18 protein-coding genes are annotated in these 14,600 nt (G+C 44.2%); all 18 read right to left on the reverse strand.

All coding sequences use genetic code 11. The features are described 5' to 3' along the window. Window positions 1-6: 6 nt before the first annotated feature. The 18 genes from atpH to OCV56_RS16140 all read right to left on the reverse strand — a co-directional run bounded on the left by atpH (window position 7) and on the right by OCV56_RS16140 (window position 14,290). On the reverse strand, window positions 7-540 hold the full coding sequence (gene atpH / locus OCV56_RS16055; protein WP_086712399.1) for a F0F1 ATP synthase subunit delta: 534 nt from the start codon (window positions 538-540) through the stop codon (window positions 7-9). A 15-nt stretch (window positions 541-555) separates the two neighbouring features. Continuing rightward, window positions 556-1,026 carry a F0F1 ATP synthase subunit B gene (gene atpF, locus OCV56_RS16060; protein WP_010433231.1) on the reverse strand — a complete coding sequence of 157 codons (471 nt, stop codon included), beginning with the start codon at window positions 1,024-1,026 and terminating at the stop codon, window positions 556-558. 58 nt (window positions 1,027-1,084) lie between these two features. Continuing rightward, window positions 1,085-1,342 carry a F0F1 ATP synthase subunit C gene (gene atpE / locus OCV56_RS16065; RefSeq protein ID WP_004411110.1) on the reverse strand — a complete coding sequence of 86 codons (258 nt, stop codon included), beginning with the start codon at window positions 1,340-1,342 and terminating at the stop codon, window positions 1,085-1,087. A 49-nt stretch (window positions 1,343-1,391) separates the two neighbouring features. Continuing rightward, a complete protein-coding gene (atpB, locus tag OCV56_RS16070) occupies window positions 1,392-2,189 on the reverse strand; it encodes a F0F1 ATP synthase subunit A (RefSeq protein ID WP_017632650.1) in 798 nt (265 codons plus the stop codon). An 8-nt stretch (window positions 2,190-2,197) separates the two neighbouring features. Further along, a complete protein-coding gene (locus OCV56_RS16075; protein ID WP_017632651.1) occupies window positions 2,198-2,587 on the reverse strand; it encodes a F0F1 ATP synthase subunit I in 390 nt (129 codons plus the stop codon). 192 nt (window positions 2,588-2,779) lie between these two features. Beyond that, the gene (locus OCV56_RS16080; protein WP_086712398.1) at window positions 2,780-3,661 is read right to left on the reverse strand and encodes a ParB/RepB/Spo0J family partition protein; all 882 of its coding nucleotides are present in this window, start codon (window positions 3,659-3,661) and stop codon (window positions 2,780-2,782) included. Between the two features lie 23 nt (window positions 3,662-3,684). Beyond that, window positions 3,685-4,458, reverse strand: coding sequence for a ParA family protein (locus OCV56_RS16085; protein ID WP_019825554.1), 774 nt, complete (start codon window positions 4,456-4,458; stop codon window positions 3,685-3,687). 14 nt (window positions 4,459-4,472) lie between these two features. Beyond that, a complete protein-coding gene (gene rsmG, locus OCV56_RS16090; protein WP_017058801.1) occupies window positions 4,473-5,105 on the reverse strand; it encodes a 16S rRNA (guanine(527)-N(7))-methyltransferase RsmG in 633 nt (210 codons plus the stop codon). Next, window positions 5,105-7,000, reverse strand: a complete 1,896-nt coding sequence (gene mnmG / locus OCV56_RS16095; protein WP_086712397.1) for a tRNA uridine-5-carboxymethylaminomethyl(34) synthesis enzyme MnmG — start codon at window positions 6,998-7,000, stop codon at window positions 5,105-5,107. Before mnmG ends, rsmG begins: the two co-directional genes overlap by 1 nt. Window positions 7,001-7,482: 482 nt before the next feature. Beyond that, window positions 7,483-7,917 (reverse strand): FMN-binding protein MioC, encoded by a 435-nt coding sequence (mioC, locus tag OCV56_RS16100; RefSeq protein WP_086712395.1) that lies wholly within the window; start codon window positions 7,915-7,917, stop codon window positions 7,483-7,485. 50 nt (window positions 7,918-7,967) lie between these two features. Further along, window positions 7,968-9,329: a tRNA uridine-5-carboxymethylaminomethyl(34) synthesis GTPase MnmE gene (gene mnmE / locus OCV56_RS16105; RefSeq protein WP_086712422.1), complete on the reverse strand. Its 1,362-nt coding sequence runs from the start codon at window positions 9,327-9,329 to the stop codon at window positions 7,968-7,970. 130 nt (window positions 9,330-9,459) lie between these two features. Continuing rightward, complete coding sequence (yidC, locus tag OCV56_RS16110) at window positions 9,460-11,082, reverse strand: membrane protein insertase YidC (RefSeq protein WP_060983466.1); 1,623 nt, start codon at window positions 11,080-11,082, stop codon at window positions 9,460-9,462. A 2-nt stretch (window positions 11,083-11,084) separates the two neighbouring features. Further along, window positions 11,085-11,342, reverse strand: a complete 258-nt coding sequence (yidD, locus tag OCV56_RS16115) for a membrane protein insertion efficiency factor YidD (protein WP_004735802.1) — start codon at window positions 11,340-11,342, stop codon at window positions 11,085-11,087. Further along, window positions 11,309-11,632: a ribonuclease P protein component gene (gene rnpA, locus OCV56_RS16120; protein WP_017055478.1), complete on the reverse strand. Its 324-nt coding sequence runs from the start codon at window positions 11,630-11,632 to the stop codon at window positions 11,309-11,311. The genes yidD and rnpA overlap by 34 nt, the downstream gene beginning before the upstream one ends. A 45-nt stretch (window positions 11,633-11,677) precedes the next feature. After that, window positions 11,678-11,812 carry a 50S ribosomal protein L34 gene (rpmH, locus tag OCV56_RS16125; RefSeq protein WP_004735800.1) on the reverse strand — a complete coding sequence of 45 codons (135 nt, stop codon included), beginning with the start codon at window positions 11,810-11,812 and terminating at the stop codon, window positions 11,678-11,680. A gap of 206 nt (window positions 11,813-12,018) precedes the next feature. Then, the gene (locus OCV56_RS16130; RefSeq protein ID WP_086712394.1) at window positions 12,019-12,756 is read right to left on the reverse strand and encodes an amino acid ABC transporter ATP-binding protein; all 738 of its coding nucleotides are present in this window, start codon (window positions 12,754-12,756) and stop codon (window positions 12,019-12,021) included. Further along, window positions 12,753-13,424, reverse strand: a complete 672-nt coding sequence (locus OCV56_RS16135; RefSeq protein ID WP_060983464.1) for an amino acid ABC transporter permease — start codon at window positions 13,422-13,424, stop codon at window positions 12,753-12,755. Before OCV56_RS16135 ends, OCV56_RS16130 begins: the two co-directional genes overlap by 4 nt. A gap of 116 nt (window positions 13,425-13,540) precedes the next feature. Then, complete coding sequence (locus OCV56_RS16140) at window positions 13,541-14,290, reverse strand: amino acid ABC transporter substrate-binding protein (RefSeq protein WP_060983463.1); 750 nt, start codon at window positions 14,288-14,290, stop codon at window positions 13,541-13,543. Window positions 14,291-14,600: the final 310 nt, after the last annotated feature.

The following is a 14,600-nucleotide window of genomic DNA, read 5'->3' on the forward strand; positions in this document are numbered from 1 at the left end:
TCCCCATTAAGACTGCAATGCATCGCTCAGGCGGTCTAAACGACTGCGCGCTGAGTTATCGATGACTAGGTCTCCGGCTCGAATAATAACTCCACTAAGTAGAGTCTCATCTATACTGCAATTCAGCTGAACTTTGCGCGCTAAGCGCTGTTCCAATTTGCTGCTGATCTCTGCGCGTTGTTCTTCAGAAAGTTCTACCGCTGAAGTTACTTCAACGTCGATCTCTTTCTCATACTCTTGTTTGAGCAATAAGAACTGTTTACAAACATCAGGAAAAGCCATCAAGCGGCCATTCTCGGCCATCACTTTAATCAAGTTCTGACCGAATTCATCAAATTGTTCGCCACAAATTACAATGAATACTTCAGCTAATTTTTCAGCAGTCATAGAACCGCTTAATAAATTATGAACATCATCATTTTGTGCCACTTCGGCAGCAAAAGTAAGCATCTGACCCCATTGGTCTAGCTCACCTTTATCTACCGCAAAGTCAAACGCTGCTTTAGCATAGGGGCGTGCGATTGTAGTCAAATCAGACATATACAGCCCCTTGCTTTAAAGTTTTGCAGTAATGTTGTTAAGAAGATCATCGTGTACATCTTTATCGATTGTACGCTCAAGGATTTTCTCAGCACCAGCTATAGCCAGAGTTGCGACTTGTTTGCGCAGGTCATCACGGGCACGTGTACGCTCTGCTTCAATTTCTGCTTCAGCTTGCGCTAAGATTTTCTGGCGTTCTGCCTGAGCTTCTTCGCGAGCTTCATCAATAATTTGAGCTTTACGTTTGTTTGCCTGATCAATAACCTCAGTTGCAGTGCGCTTTGCTTCTTTCATTTGCTCAGAAGCGTTGGCTTGTGCCAGGTTCAAGTCTTTAGCAGCGCGTTCAGCGGCTACTAGACCGTCAGCAATTTTTTTCTGACGTTCTTCAATTGCTTGCATGATTGGTGGCCATACATATTTCATGCAGAACCAAACAAACAATGAAAAAGCAATTGCTTGACCTAACAGAGTTGCGTTCATATTCACAACAGCTACCCCTCGTTAAGAATCAACTACAAAAATTTAATTAACTATTAAGAGTTAATTAGCCTGCTAGTTGACCAACAAATGGGTTAGCAAACGTGAATAGTAGTGCGATTACGATACCGATCATTGGAACAGCATCCAGTAGACCAGCGATGATGAACATCTTAACTTGTAGCATTGGAGCCATTTCAGGTTGACGCGCAGCGCCTTCTAGGAATTTACCACCAAGAATAGCAAAACCAATTGCAGTACCTACGGCACAAAGACCAACAATAATAGCAACAGCGATTGCTGAAAAACTTAGTACAGTTTCCATTTACGTTCTCCGATTAACATTAATAGTTAGAATAAAGCTTAAAAATTTTTTAGTGATCACTATCTTCATGAGCCATTGATAAGTAAACGATTGTCAACATCATGAAAACAAACGCTTGAATCAAAATAACCAAGATATGGAAGATAGCCCAAGGTAGTGCACCTACCCATTGTAAGTACCACGGTAGCATTGCCGCGATAAGAATAAACACCACCTCACCCGCAAACATATTACCAAATAAACGCATACCTAGAGATAGTGGCTTCGCTAGTAACGAAATTACCTCAAGTACCAAGTTAAATGGAATCATGATTGGGTGATTAAATGGATGCAGTGCCAATTCTTTAGCAAATCCGCCTAGGCCTTTTACTTTGATGCTGTAGTAAATCATCAGAGCAAAAACACCCAAAGCCATTGCCATTGTTATATTAACATCAGCTGTAGGAACCACTTTCAAGTAAGGGATACCTAGCCAATGCTCTGCAGGATATGGTAAGAAATCGATAGGCACTAAGTCCATCAAGTTCATTAAGATAATCCAGCAGAATATAGTCAGTGCTAGTGGGGCAATCAGAGGGTTGCGGCCATGGAAAGTTTCTTTAACGTTGTCACCAACGAATTCCACTACCATTTCAACAAAACACTGAAGCTTACCAGGTACACCTACTGTTGCTTTCTTAGCGACTGAGCGAAAAACCCAAAGGAATAACATCCCTGTCAACACCGAAAAAAACAGACTGTCTATATGTACGTTCCAGAAACTTGTCTCCTCTACAAGACCAAACTTAGCTAAAGAAAGGTTTTGTAAGTGGTGTTCAATGTATCCGGATGCTGTTGGCGCAGCCATAACTCATCCTATTTTTTATTGTTAATGAAAAGCACTGGCGCAAAGATATTAATACCTAGAACCAGTAAATAGGTCAGTTTGAGGGGAACTAATTCCACCTGCATATACATGTAGACAATAGAGAATAGTAGAACTGTGATAAGGATTTTTAGCGCTTCGCCTGCATAGAACGACGCCGCAACTAACTTAGTTGCGCGAGCTCCACAAAATAGGAAAGCACACACACAAAAAACTACATTTGCGATGACAAAAATACCGCCACCGATTAATGCAGCAAAACCCCAATCAGGATTAACAGCTAAACCTAACCCTATCGCCACTAATATAACCGCGCTAAGCTCGATCAATAACATTTGCTTTGCAAGCACTCGTCCTGGTCTTGCTAACGCCGCTACCATGTATTCGTTCCTCTTTTAAGCCTTCTTTACTACTCGCTTAAAAGCGTGCTGAGAAATTGGCGAAAATTATACGTTCAGCCAAATTGATTGCAATAACAATGCAGCAATCATTTACATTTTTGTATACAAACCTACAACTTTTGTACGAAATTACTTGTTTATTACATAATTGACCTAAATCAATTATCTCATTTAGTACTCTAGTTTAGCAATAAGTTGCTCTAATTTGTGAGGCTCATCAAGAGTAATTGTCACTTTTGACTTACCGCTAACAGAACGAGTAACTGAAACGTTTGCTTGCAATTTTTCCGTGAGTCTTCGTGAAAGTTCGATAGCTTCTGTGTCTTCAGGCTTCGATTCAGCTTCAACGTCTGGTTTTAAGCACTTTTTGACAAGTTGCTCAGTTTGACGCACGGTCATTTTTTTGGTTGCAGCCGTGTTTGCAGCTTCAATCTGGGTATCACCTTCGAGCGCAAGCAGTGCTCGAGCATGTCCCATTTCCAGTTGCTTATTGGAAACTAAACCTTTTACTTCATTTTCGAGCTGATTTAGACGTAATAAGTTACTCACCGTCGCTCTCGATTTACCGATAACTTCAGCGACCTGCTGGTGTGTCAGCTCAAATTCGTTCTGTAAACGCTCTAGCGCTTGTGCTTCTTCGATAACATTCAGATCTTCACGCTGAATATTCTCAATCAATGCCATCGCGATTGCAGCCTTGTCTTCCACTCGCTTGACCAGACATGGCACTTGTTTAAGGCCTGCTTGACGAGCAGCTCTCCAACGGCGCTCACCAGCAATAATCTCGAACTGGTCGTGCGCCAATGGGCGAACTACGATCGGTTGGATAATACCTTGAGATTGAATTGATGCAGCCAGCTCTTCTAGCGCTTCAGGCGCAATATCCTTACGCGGTTGATATACACCAGGCTTTAAGCTGCCCACAGCCAGTTCGATAAGCTCACCATCAGCCGACAACGCCTGACTATGAGAAGCAACTTGCTGTTTTTCACGAGCCAATGAGCTAGTTGCAAGCAATGCATCTAGCCCTTTTCCTAAACCACGCTTAGACATTGAGCGAATTCCTTTGGTTGGACCTATACTGGGACTTCTTCACGACGCAACATTTCGCCTGCAAGAGCAAGATAAGCCTTAGCTCCTGCGGAATATTTGTCGTAGTACATTGCTGGCTTGCCGTGACTCGGGGCTTCTGCCAGACGCACATTTCTAGGGATCACAGTTCGGTAGACTTTGCTACCAAAGTGTTTTTTGAGTTGATCGGATACTTCGTTTGATAAGCGGTTACGAGGATCGTACATAGTACGCAGAAGACCTTCGATCTTCAGGTTCTCGTTTACAACAGCCGCTAATTTACTGATGGTATCCATCAATGCAGTCAAACCTTCCAACGCAAAATATTCACATTGCATAGGAACCAATACGGAGTCGGCCGCAGCCATCGCGTTGATTGTAAGAAGGTTTAATGAGGGTGGGCAATCAATAAAGATGAAATCATAGTTATTGCGAATGGATTCGAGTGCGTTTTTTAAACGAACTTCGCGAGCAAACACTTCCATCAACTTGATTTCTGCCGCAGTAACATCACCGTTCGCGGCGATGAGGTCATAATTGCCAGATGTACTCCGGCAAACTACCTCATCAAATGGGGTGTCTTCAACCAACAAATCGTAAGCAGTTGCTTCAACTTGATACTTGTCGACACCGCTCGCCATAGTGGCATTACCTTGAGGATCGAGGTCAACAACCAATATCTTGCGTTTTGTTGCCGCCATTGATGCTGCTAAATTAATGCAAGTTGTTGTTTTTCCTACACCGCCCTTTTGGTTGGCAATTGCTACGATTCTACCCACTATGGCCTCGCTGATTATCCCTGACGCGATAAAGTAACTAGATGACGCTCTCCATCAAGCTCTGGCACTTGCAGAGCTTTAATGTCTGTCACTGAACACCATTCAGGTAACAGGTCGATTTCGTCTCTAGGATGTTGTCCCTTAAGAGCCAAAAATACACCGGATTGCTCTTTAGGTAAATGGTGACACCACTCTACCATGTCTGTCATTGACGCAAATGCGCGACTGAGCACTGCATCAAACTTTTCTTCTGGTTGAAATTCTTCAACACGACTTTGAACCGGTACCACGTTGTCGATACCCAGCTCATGAATCACTTGCTTGATAAAACGAATACGCTTACCTAGGCTGTCTAGCAAGTAAAACTCGCAGTCTGGATTCATGATTGAGAGCGGAATCCCAGGAAGGCCTGGGCCAGTGCCAACGTCGATAAAACGCTTACCTTGTAAGTGAGTGCTAACAATGATGCTATCTAAGATATGTTTCACCATCATTTCTTGCGGGTCACGAACTGACGTTAGGTTATAAGCTTTGTTCCACTTGTTCAGTAGTTCAACGTAGCCAACCAACTGGCCACGTTGCTTTTCAGATACTTCAAGTTCAGTCTGGCCAATCAGGTGATCCAGTTTTTCGCGTAATGCGCTCATTATGCTTCCTCACCTTTTTTCAACAGGCCGTGTTTTTTCAAGTAAACCAGTAGAATTGAGATTGCCGCAGGTGTGATACCTGAAATTCGAGAAGCAATACCAATTGAATCAGGCTTAGCTGTCGTTAGTTTAAGAACCACTTCGTTAGAAAGTCCTTTCACCTTGCTGTAATCGATATCAGCAGGCAGTTTGGTGTTTTCATGACGCAATGATTTTTCAATTTCATCTTGTTGACGCTGAATGTAACCATCGTACTTCACTTGGATCTCAACTTGTTCAGACGCTTGTTGATCTTCCAGCGCAGGACCAAAACGATCCAATGCGGTTAGCTGTGAATAAGTCATTTCAGGGCGACGAAGAAGATCTTCACCGCTCGCTTCACGAGACATTGGTGTTTTCAGAATTTGGTTCAGTTGATCAATATCTTCAGATTTTGGATTAATCCAGGTCTCTTTCAGACGTTGACGTTCTTTCTCCATGTTTTCCATCTTCTCGCTGAAACGAGCCCAACGAGCGTCATCAACAAGGCCAAGTTCACGCGACTTTTCAGTCAAGCGGATATCGGCGTTATCTTCACGAAGTAGTAAACGGTATTCTGCGCGAGACGTAAACATGCGGTAGGGTTCTTTGGTACCCATGGTTGATAGATCGTCAATAAGCACGCCCATGTAAGCTTGGTCACGACGCGGGCTCCAGCCTTCTTTGCCTTGCGTAAACAAGCTCGCATTCAGACCAGCCATCAAGCCTTGTGCAGCCGCTTCTTCATAGCCCGTGGTACCGTTGATTTGACCCGCGAAGAACAGACCTTTGATAAACTTAGTTTCGTAAGTCAGCTTAAGGTCGCGAGGATCAAAGAAATCGTACTCAATCGCATAGCCAGGGCGAACGATATGAGCATTTTCAAAACCCTTCATTGAGCGAACAATTTGAACCTGTACATCAAACGGCAGACTGGTAGAGATACCATTTGGGTATAACTCATGGGTTGTTAGGCCTTCAGGCTCAATAAAAATTTGGTGACTGTTCTTGTCAGCAAAACGCATCACTTTGTCTTCAATCGAAGGACAGTAACGAGGACCTATACCTTCAATCACACCCGCGTACATTGGGCTACGATCTAGATTGGCACGAATAACGTCATGCGTACTTTCATTGGTATGCGTGATATAGCATGGAATCTGACGAGGTTGTTGAGCTCGGTTACCCATGAATGAGAAAACAGGTGTCGGGTTATCACCGTGCTGAACCTCAAGCTCAGAAAAATCAACGCTACGTGCATCGATACGAGGAGGCGTACCTGTTTTCAGGCGATCAACTCTAAATGGAAGATCACGAAGACGGTCAGCGAGTGCGATCGATGGCGGATCTCCAGCTCGGCCGCCTGAAGAACTTTCCATGCCAATATGGATCTTTCCGCCTAGGAATGTGCCCACAGTCAGTACCACAGCATTTGCCCTGAACTTAAGGCCCATCTGGGTCACCACACCCACCACTTGATCCTGTTCAACGATCAAATCATCAACTGATTGTTGGAACAACGTCAGATTAGGTGTGTTTTCAAGAACGTTACGAACAAAGGCTTTGTAAAGTGCGCGGTCAGCTTGTGCACGAGTAGCACGAACCGCAGGGCCTTTTGATGCGTTCAATGTTCTGAACTGAATACCTGCATGATCAATAGCTTGCGCCATTAATCCACCCATTGCATCGACCTCTTTTACCAAGTGGCCCTTACCGATCCCGCCAATGGCTGGGTTACAAGACATTTGTCCTAATGTATCGATATTATGAGTAAGTAATAACGTACTTTGACCAGTACGTGCAGATGCGAGTGCGGCTTCCGTTCCTGCATGGCCACCACCAACAACGATGACGTCAAATTTTTCGTGATAAAGCATGAACCGACCTCAGGTATTCAAACGTTTTCTAGATTGGTAAAAAGGAGCGATATTCTACCTGTTTTCATGGCCTGAGAAAACGTTTTTGGGATTTTTCGAGAAAGCTGTTTTTAATTAATATAGATAAGATCTTTAAGGAGATCTTTTATTAGATCTATTATTAGGATCGAGGGGCTCTGTGGATAAGTGGAAAATGATCAACAAGATCATGGATCTTTTTTGGATCAAATGATGTGATCTAACTTTGATCAGGATGAGGATTAGCTGGGATCAAAATGGCTACTTATTAACAGGGGAGAATTAACCTAAAACTTGTTATTTGGATAACTATAGGTTAATCACCGTATATGTATGATCTTATCCACAACGAAAATAGAAAATAGATCGCTTATTTCCGATGTTTTTGAAAAAAAGTTATTCACAATCGCTGTGTTCAGAGACAAAAAAAGCGGCATAAGCCGCTTTTTTAGAGAAGAGAGGGGTTAAAACTGGTCGCTATGATCGTTAAACCACGCTTCAGCAGCGTCTTCTGGTACCGGAGTTTCCAATACATCGATGGTAAAACAATCAGAAATAGGTTGAGCGCCGAGCTTTTCCAGTTGGTTGTGGACTGATTTACCCGCCAAACAGAAGGTATCGTAACTCGAATCTCCAAGCGCTACGACTGCAAAGCGAACCTGGCTTAAATCTGGGGATTGCTGGGTCAATGCGTCGATAAACGGCTTAATATTATCTGGAAATTCTCCAGCGCCATGAGTTGAAGTCACCAACAACCAAATGCCTTGTTGGGGGATATTATCGTATTCAGGCTGATTATGAAGGGTTATCTCATGACCTTGCTCTTCAAGAAGATCGTTAAGGTGATCGCCAACGTACTCAGCACCCCCTAAGGTGCTGCCTGTAATAATGTGGATCATTAAGCTGTCCTTATTAAAGAAAAAGGCCAACATGAGCCGGCCTTTAAAGTTTATTTACCAATACAGAAAGAGGTGAAGATACGGCCGAGTAGGTCATCGGAGCTGAACTCACCAGTAATCTCGTTAAGGTGCTGCTGCGTTATACGTAGCTCTTCTGCCAAGATTTCCCCTGCCATATAGCCTTCGAGTTGTTGCTGACCAATATCTAGGTGCTCAGATGCGCGTTCTAGGGCATCTAAGTGGCGACGACGTGCCATGAAGCCACCTTCATTACCACCAGCAAAGCCCATGCAATCTTTTAAATGACTACGTAGTGCATCAACGCCTTGTCCTGTCTTTGCTGATAGCCGAATCAGAGTTGGATCATTAACATGGCAAATTCCGAGATCTTCACCTGTTTGATCGGCTTTGTTACGAATAACGGTCATTCCGATGTTGTTCGGCAGACGATCAACGAAATCGGGCCAGATATCTTTCGGGTCGGTTGCATCGGTAGTGGTGCCATCCACCATAAATAAAACGCGATCGGCTTGGGCAATTTCTTCCCAAGCGCGTTCAATACCGATTTTTTCGACTTCATCGGAGGCTTCACGCAGGCCTGCAGTATCAATAATGTGCAGTGGCATACCATCAATATGGATATGTTCACGCAGTACATCACGCGTGGTACCTGCAATATCAGTCACAATCGCGGAGTCTTTACCTGATAATGCATTCAGTAAACTCGACTTACCGGCATTAGGACGACCTGCAATCACCACCTTCATGCCTTCACGCATGATGGCACCTTGATTGGCTTCTTGGCGAACTGCTTCGAGGTTGTCGATGATAGCTTGTAAGTCAGCGCTTACTTTGCCGTCAGCAAGGAAATCAATCTCTTCCTCTGGGAAGTCGATAGCGGCTTCAACATAGATGCGTAAGTGAATCAGAGAATCCACCAGCGTATTAATGCGTTTTGAAAATTCACCTTGCAGCGATTGTAGGGCTGATTTCGCCGCTTCTTCTGAACTGGCATCAATGAGGTCGGCAATCGCTTCTGCTTGGGTTAAATCCATCTTGTCGTTCAAGAAGGCACGCTCCGAGAACTCCCCTGGGCGTGCTGCGCGTAGCCCTGGAATCGCGAGGATGCGTTTGATGAGCATATCCATTACCACAGGGCCGCCGTGGCCTTGTAGCTCTAATACGTCTTCACCGGTAAACGAGTGCGGGTTAGGAAAGTAAAGCGCGATGCCTTGGTCTAGCTCTAAACCATCGTGAGATTTAAAAGGGGTGTACTCTGCGTAACGTGGTTTCAGTACTTTGCCGGTAACTTCAAGCGCAACTTGGGCAGCTTGTGGGCCTGAAACGCGAATAATACCGACGCCGCCACGGCCGGGTGCAGTCGCTTGAGCAACAATCGTATCTGTAGTCATAGTTGTGCCTGCTAGCATGTGAAAGCCAAAAAGGGGCGCTCACGATTAATCAATTAGCTGAATTGTAATCAGCTAAAAATAAAAAGGCGACCTTTTGGTCGCCTTTCTTTATCTCTTTCTATTCCCGAACTTACTTAGAATGTAAGCCTTTCTTTTCCAGCGCGCGGTAGATAAGCGTTTGCTGAATCAGAGTTACGATGTTCGATACTAGCCAGTATAGAACCAGACCTGAAGGGAAGAACAGGAAGAAGAATGTGAACATAACCGGCATAAAGGTCATGATCTTCTGCTGCATTGGATCCGTTACAGTTGTCGGGCTCATCTTCTGGATTAGGAACATTGAAGCACCCATCAGAAGAGGCAAGATGTAGTATGGGTCTTGTGCTGAAAGGTCAGTAATCCAACCGAAGAACGGTGAGTGACGCAGTTCAACAGACTCCATTAGTGCCCAGTATAGCGAAATGAAGATAGGCATTTGTAGAAGGATAGGTAAACAGCCACCTAGTGGGTTTACTTTCTCTTTCTTGTAAAGCTCCATCATTTCTTGGCTCATGCGTTGACGGTCGTCGCCAATACGCTCACGCATCGCAGTCAGCTTAGGCTGAAGCATACGCATTTTCGCCATAGACGTGTACTGAGCTTTCGTTAGTGGGTACATAGCACCACGAACGATGAAAGTTAGACAGATAATTGCCAGACCCCAGTTCACAACGATGCCTTGAATGAACGAAAGCAGAGTATGAAGTGGTTTAGCAATGAACCATAACCAACCGTAGTCAACTACTAGGTCTAGGTTTGGTGCAACAGCAGCCATTTGGTCTTGAAGTTTAGGACCAACCCAAAGCGTTGCTTTGAAGCTTGCTTCGTCGCCAGTAGCGATGGTCTTGTTCGGCATGCGAACACCGATGTCGCCAAGGTTACCAATGACACGAGTGTAAAGGTTGCTGCCTGCTTCGTCGCGTGGAATCCAAGCACTTGCAAAGTAGTGCTGAATCATCGCTGCCCAACCTTGACCGTTTGCTAGGTTAAGAGACAGGTTGCGATCTTGCATATCATCGAAGCTGTATTTTTTGTAACGCGTATCTTCCGTAGAGTAAGCACCACCACGGTAAGTTGGCATTGTTAGGCTACCACCGTCATCCATAACGTTTTGACGTAGGTGAGCGTACATGCCGAATGTTGCGTTATTACCAGAGTTGTTGATTACATCGTATTCAACGTCAATCGCGTAGCTGCCGCGCTTAAGTACGAATGTTTTAGTGTAATCAAGGCCGTTCGCTTGGTAAGTCATTGGGATGCGTAGTTCATCTTGACCTTCAGCCAGCGTAAAGCTGTCTGCTGAAACCGTGTAGCTAGGGCGGTTAGTGCTGCTTAAATCGATACCTTGAGGACCCACTAGACCGCTTTGAGCGATAAATTGGTGACCTGGTTCGTTTTTAAGAAGAACAAAAGTGTCTTCAGAATCGAACTCTGCAGAGTAATCGTTTAGGTTTGCTTTAACGACATCACCACCAACCGTATCAATTGACAGAGTCAGTACATCAGTTGTTACTGTGATAGTTTTAGCAGAAGAAGCAACTTGACCAGGAGCCGGGTCTAGATCATCTGCATAAGATGGCGCTGGTAGGGTGCTGCCAGATTGTGCCTGCTCAACCGCTTGTGGTGCTGGATTCTGAGCTACGTTCCATTGTTGGAACAGTAGGAAAGAAACCAAAGCCAATGCGATTAACAGGATATTACGTTGAGAATCCATCGTTATTTATCTCTGTCTTGTTTTTGGACTGGTGGAACGGGGTCAAAGCCCCCTTCGTTCAAAGGATGGCATTTTAATAGACGTTTGCCTGATAACCAACACCCTTTTACAAAACCGTGAGCTTTCAACGCTTCTATCGCATATAAAGAGCAGGTTGGAGTAAATCGGCAGCGTGGGCCGATGAGTGGACTAATAAACCATCTATAAAAATAGATGGGTATTAGCGCTATCCACGCGAAGGGCGAGACAGGCGAAGCCATAATTTGTCGAGTAGCTTGAACATTTCTTCATTGCTTAAATCTTGCGCGCTCTTCTTAGCGATTACAACAAAATCTTTGTTAGGAAGTTTGTGTTGAGTGTTACGAAAGCTTTCACGAGTAAGACGCTTGAATCGGTTACGACCCACGGCTGTTTTAATCTGCTTTTTCGGAACGGCTAATCCAAGACGAGGATTTGAAAGAGAGTTATTTCGAGCAATGATGGTGAAATGAGGAGAGCCAGCTCGATGAGCTTGCTTGAAGACATTTTGATAATGTTCGGGAGTTAACAAGCGTAACTCCCGACCGAAGGCTAGCTTATTCAAAATAATCAAAGATTACTTAGAAAGACGCTTACGGCCTTTTGCACGACGTGCATTGATTGTTGCGCGACCGTTCTTAGTAGCCATGCGAGCACGGAAACCGTGAGTACGCTTACGCTTTAGAACTGTAGGTTGAAAAGTGCGTTTCATTGTAATTACCTTACTGATCAGTAGTTTTAGGTTTTTGTTAAACCCGGCGTGGGCATTTTTTCTCTTCTTTATATAAGAAAGGAAAACCGACGCCTCTCAACAAAGAGGCGGAATTGTAATCACTGTCACAAAAAGTGTCAATGATTGGGTTAACTAAAATTCCGGTCGGGGGATTATACGTAGAATAACTAAAATCACAAGGATCCTTAGTCGATCCCAACCTTATTTAAGAATTTTATTAATTTAGGATCCTGTGGATTACCAAAAATATCCTGTGGAGATCCCTGTTCGACAATATGACCGTCAGCCATGAAGATCACTCGGTCTGCGACCTCTCTAGCGAACTGCATTTCATGGGTAACCACCAGCATGGTTTGGTGCTGATTTGCCAGTTTTTTCATTAGGTTAAGCACTTCGCCAACCCACTCAGGATCGAGTGCTGAAGTCGGCTCATCAAACAATAATAGCTCTGGTTGTAGTGCCATTGCACGGCCAATACCAACCCGTTGTTGTTGGCCACCTGAGAGAGAGGCTGGGTAGCTATCACCTTTGTCACCTAAGCCAATATCATCAAGTATTTGTTGTGCTTTTTCATGGGCTTGCTGCTTTTTCCAACCACGAACAGTAATTAAACCTTCAGCAATATTCTGTCTTGCGGTTTGGTGAGCGAACAGTGCATAGTTTTGGAACACAAAACCGGTTTTACGACGAAGTGCAAGCACCTCTGCCTTAGTGTGTTTCTGAGTATCAACCTTGATGTCATCAATCGAAATCGTGCCTTGATCGGCTTGCTCTAGAAAATTCACACAACGCAGTAGGGTAGACTTACCTGTGCCACTTGAACCTATGATGACAATTATCTCACCTTGTTTGATTTCTAGGTTGATCCCTTTCAAAACTTCGGTGTCACCAAACTGCTTGTGGATATTTTGTAATTTGATCATCGTACATATGCCTTATTCAGTTTCACTTCAGCCCAGATTTGAATACGAGTGAGGACAACCACCACGCCCCAGTAAATCAGCGCCACCGCTAAGAAAGCCTCGAAGAAGCGGAAACTTGAAGAAGCCTCCATCTGAGCTTTAGCCATGATTTCGGCTACACCTAGGGTGAATGCAAGGGAAGTCGATTTGATCATGTCGATGAAGTAGTTCATCAATGATGGCAGTGCCACGCGAGTTGCTTGTGGCAAGATCACGCGACGCATGGCTTGACTGGTTGTCATACCTACCGAAAGACTGGCTTCCATCTGGCTGCGATCAATACCGATAATCGCTGCACGAATACTTTCTGCCATATACGCGGCAAAGTGCAGGGTTAAGCCAATCACAGCGGCGCTGAATGCATCCAACCCAACCATCCACGGGAATACTTGTGGTAAGCCATAATAAAGGAGGAACAGCTGTACCAACAATGGTGTTCCTCGGAAGAAGCTAATGTACAGCTGGCTCAATTGGTCGAGTACTGGGATTTTGAATACACGAATATTCGCCAGTATCAGAGACAGGATCAGAGCAAAGAACAAGCCCCAAGTCGCCATCTCCATCGTGGTGCCTAAATACTTCAGTAGTATCGGCAACAGCTCTAGCATGTAATTAAAGTCAAATCCCATAATTTATCTCGTATTTTTATTGGAAGTACTGTTCTATCAGGTTTTTTAATCAGTGCACAAAAGCAAAAAGCCCACCGCTGTATAAAGCAGTGGGCCTTGAATGGTGAAGTGAGTGATTACTTCTGAGTAATGTCTGCACCAAACCATTTCTGAGAGATACTTTCTAGCGTACCATCTGCGCGCATTGCTGCTAATGCTTCGTTTACTTCGGCTTGCAGTTTTTTGCCGTTATCGTTGTCCACGAAAGGCCAAGCGTTTTCAATGGTTTCGAATGGCTGTCCTGCTAGTTGTAATGGTAGACCAGTCTTCTTGATAAGCTCTAGTGCTGATAAGCGATCCATTACGAATGCATCGGCACGGCCCAGTGCAACATCATGTTCAATACCTGTGTCGTAGGTTTTTACATTGATCTTGCCATCTTTGTCGTAGCTGCGAAGCAGTTGTTCAAAGTTTGAGCCTAGGTTTACTGCAACAGTCTTGCCTTCAAGGTCTTCGATACCTTTAATGCTGTCATTGCCTTTACGAACGGTAATTTGTGCGCCGTCTACTACGTATGGGTCTGCGAATAGGTATTTCGCTTTACGTGCATCCGTCATTGTAATTTGGTTTGAAATGGTGTCGATGCGACCCGTTTCAAGAAGACCAAACAGACCAGAGAAGTTAGCTGTTACGTATTCAACTTTGTAGTCGTTACGTTTACCGATCTCATCCCATAAATCCACTTCAAAACCTTGTAGCTGGTCTTGTTTAACGAAAGTAAATGGGAAGTAGCGACCAGACATGCCGACTTTAACTTCAGTCGCAGCTTGAACAGTAGCAGCAGAGAGTGCGATAGCCGCAATTGCAGCCTTAATCCAGTTATTCATTTGGTAACTCCTTATATTTATGGGATTGGATGTTACTGGGAAAATGCTCAATAGAATAAATAACCAGATGTTATTAACCATAACCAGATTGAATTCCCGATTTGGGGATAACTAGCAAGGATCCGGGCATAAGTGGATCATTATGTGAGTAAATTAGGGGCAAGATGTGTGGATCCACCGATAAATTACAAATTTATTGTGAATAACTTGGATCTTATTCACTGGATCTGTGATCAATTGCTGGTGATCTGACTTATCAACAGGTAAAATTAGCAGTCATTTCATATTACTTAAATAGAGTGAGGGCACC

It is taken from the genome of Vibrio gigantis, from assembly GCF_024347515.1.
In the GTDB taxonomy this organism is placed as follows: domain Bacteria; phylum Pseudomonadota; class Gammaproteobacteria; order Enterobacterales; family Vibrionaceae; genus Vibrio; species Vibrio gigantis.

Excerpts from the sequence above, each read along its gene's own strand:
- mnmG (WP_086712397.1), bottom strand. The coding sequence starts at position 7,000 with ATGCTTTATCACGAAAAATTTGACGTCATCGTTGTTGGTGGTGGCCAT.
- atpH (WP_086712399.1), bottom strand. The coding sequence starts at position 540 with ATGTCTGATTTGACTACAATCGCACGCCCCTATGCTAAAGCAGCGTTT.
- atpE (WP_004411110.1), bottom strand. The coding sequence starts at position 1,342 with ATGGAAACTGTACTAAGTTTTTCAGCAATCGCTGTTGCTATTATTGTT.
- rpmH (WP_004735800.1), bottom strand. The coding sequence starts at position 11,812 with ATGAAACGCACTTTTCAACCTACAGTTCTAAAGCGTAAGCGTACTCAC.
- mnmE (WP_086712422.1), bottom strand. The coding sequence starts at position 9,329 with ATGACTACAGATACGATTGTTGCTCAAGCGACTGCACCCGGCCGTGGC.
- OCV56_RS16135 (WP_060983464.1), bottom strand. The coding sequence starts at position 13,424 with ATGGGATTTGACTTTAATTACATGCTAGAGCTGTTGCCGATACTACTG.
- yidD (WP_004735802.1), bottom strand. The coding sequence starts at position 11,342 with ATGGCTTCGCCTGTCTCGCCCTTCGCGTGGATAGCGCTAATACCCATC.
- mioC (WP_086712395.1), bottom strand. The coding sequence starts at position 7,917 with ATGATCCACATTATTACAGGCAGCACCTTAGGGGGTGCTGAGTACGTT.
- rsmG (WP_017058801.1), bottom strand. The coding sequence starts at position 5,105 with ATGAGCGCATTACGCGAAAAACTGGATCACCTGATTGGCCAGACTGAA.
- OCV56_RS16140 (WP_060983463.1), bottom strand. The coding sequence starts at position 14,290 with ATGAATAACTGGATTAAGGCTGCAATTGCGGCTATCGCACTCTCTGCT.
- OCV56_RS16075 (WP_017632651.1), bottom strand. The coding sequence starts at position 2,587 with ATGGTAGCGGCGTTAGCAAGACCAGGACGAGTGCTTGCAAAGCAAATG.
- OCV56_RS16080 (WP_086712398.1), bottom strand. The coding sequence starts at position 3,661 with ATGTCTAAGCGTGGTTTAGGAAAAGGGCTAGATGCATTGCTTGCAACT.
- yidC (WP_060983466.1), bottom strand. The coding sequence starts at position 11,082 with ATGGATTCTCAACGTAATATCCTGTTAATCGCATTGGCTTTGGTTTCT.
- atpB (WP_017632650.1), bottom strand. The coding sequence starts at position 2,189 with ATGGCTGCGCCAACAGCATCCGGATACATTGAACACCACTTACAAAAC.
- OCV56_RS16130 (WP_086712394.1), bottom strand. The coding sequence starts at position 12,756 with ATGATCAAATTACAAAATATCCACAAGCAGTTTGGTGACACCGAAGTT.